This is a genomic window from Synechococcus sp. CCY 9618 (genome assembly GCF_019038415.1).
Lineage (GTDB): Bacteria > Cyanobacteriota > Cyanobacteriia > PCC-6307 > Cyanobiaceae > Cyanobium.
Genome location: NZ_JAFKRG010000060.1, coordinates 1 through 1,638 on the forward strand (window position 1 = coordinate 1; position 1,638 = coordinate 1,638).

A 1,638-nucleotide genomic window follows, 5' to 3' on the forward strand; every position below is an offset into this window, starting at 1 on the left:
GGCTGCTGATCGAAGAGATCGCGGGCCGCGTTGGTGACGATCTTGGAGGCGCTGGAGGTGATGCGGTTGACGGTGTCCATCCGCTTGAGGCTGTCGGTGACGACGCCGGAGAGGGCGTCGATCTGACCGGAGTTGAGGAATTCGCCGCGGGCATCAGCCTGCGCAATGACTTTGGTGAATGCGTCGAACATTGAATTAGCTCCTGATTCTCGACATCTGAAGGGGGGGAAGCTTCGATGTCGGGAGTGGGTGGGTAAGGGAAGTGGAACGCCGAGGACGTTCACTTGTGCAAAGCACTGAGTCATTGTCCAGAAAAAATGGCCTTCTTTCCGTCAACTTCACAAAGGGTCACCGGCAGTGCATCCCAGCCAGTCGGCCTGGGTCGTTGCCGGCCCGGGCCCCGGTTCTGTGTGCCCGCGTGAACATCATCACCGCCAATCTTTCATGCGAATGGCATCTGCATGGCCCGGAAAGCTGCTCCGAAGCCAAAGGAAAAGGCCCGCCGGGATGACGACGGGCCTTGAACTCTCCGGTGCATTCGGTGACCGCGCCCCGCGGGGGAGGGCCGGATCAGTTGACGGGGCTGACGCTGGCCACGCGGCCGCCCTGGCGGTGGATCATCTGCTGGGTTTCCAGCAGTTTGTTGAAGGGCACGAAACGCACCACGTTGCTGCGCTTGTGAAGCCGGTAGTTGGTGAGGCCGGTGACCTCGACGCGATAGACCTTGGCCTTCTGGCCGATGCCCCTGGCCATCTTGGTGATGGATTCGTTGGCCACCTGGCTGGGCTGGAAGGCCGAGCCCTTCGCATTGGGGCTGACCACCGGTACGGCCCGGTTCTGGTGGAGGGCCTTGCCCAGGCGGAAGCTGGTGCCGGCGGTGTCACCCTTCACAGAGGCGGCGGCGCCCCGGGCCAGCTGCATCAGCCAGGAGAACTGGCGACCCTGCTGGCCGGCGGAATAATCCCAGCCAGTGAGATAGGGAACCACTTCTTCACCGAAGCGTTCCTGATACTCAGCGCTGTCGATATAGGAATCGATCTCGGCGTCGTAGCCCTGCTCCTGCAGGATCGTGAAGTGCTCGAGCATCTCCGCCTTGTTCTGGGGAGCCCGGCCCAGCAGATGCTTGAAGTTCAGCTCGATGAAGTGATAGGGATTGCAGTTCTCAAAGAACTTTCCGCGGTACAGCCCGCTCTTGGCCACCATGCGCATCAGTTCACGCACGCTGAGATAGCCATTGCGGAACAGGGATTCGGCCCCTTCCAGCCGCTCGCTGTCCATCACGTACTGGCCGCCGAGCACCTGCTGGTACACGGTGCGGATGATGGTGCTCTTGTCCTGATCGGAAGCGTTCGACCAGTTTTCCTTGTTGCGGTCGTTCGCGAACCGCTCGATGCCCAGATAGGGCGCGTTGACGAGTGTCATGGAGGGCGAGCCAGAAGGGAGAGGGCTGCACGCGTACCGTGCACCCGTCTGATGTTATGGGTTGTGTGTGGATTCACACCATCCATCCTTGCCGATCGTTACAGCCCGGACCCAGAACAAGCCACCCATGAAAAAAGGGCCCCTTGCGGGGCCCCGGGTGACGACGAACCGACGCGACTCAGACGAGGGCGTTGATGGCGTAGTCGATGTAGTTGT

General features: G+C 61.2%; 1 protein-coding gene and 1 pseudogene. Both read right to left on the reverse strand.

Annotation, left to right across the window (positions count from 1 at the left end; genetic code table 11):
- Positions 1-191, reverse strand: a pseudogene (locus KUG41_RS14865) (phycocyanin subunit beta); the annotation flags it as partial.
- 379 nt (positions 192-570) lie between these two features.
- Positions 571-1,422, reverse strand: a complete 852-nt coding sequence (locus KUG41_RS14870) for a phycobilisome rod-core linker polypeptide (RefSeq protein ID WP_216904996.1) — start codon at positions 1,420-1,422, stop codon at positions 571-573.
- Positions 1,423-1,638 lie beyond the last annotated feature (216 nt).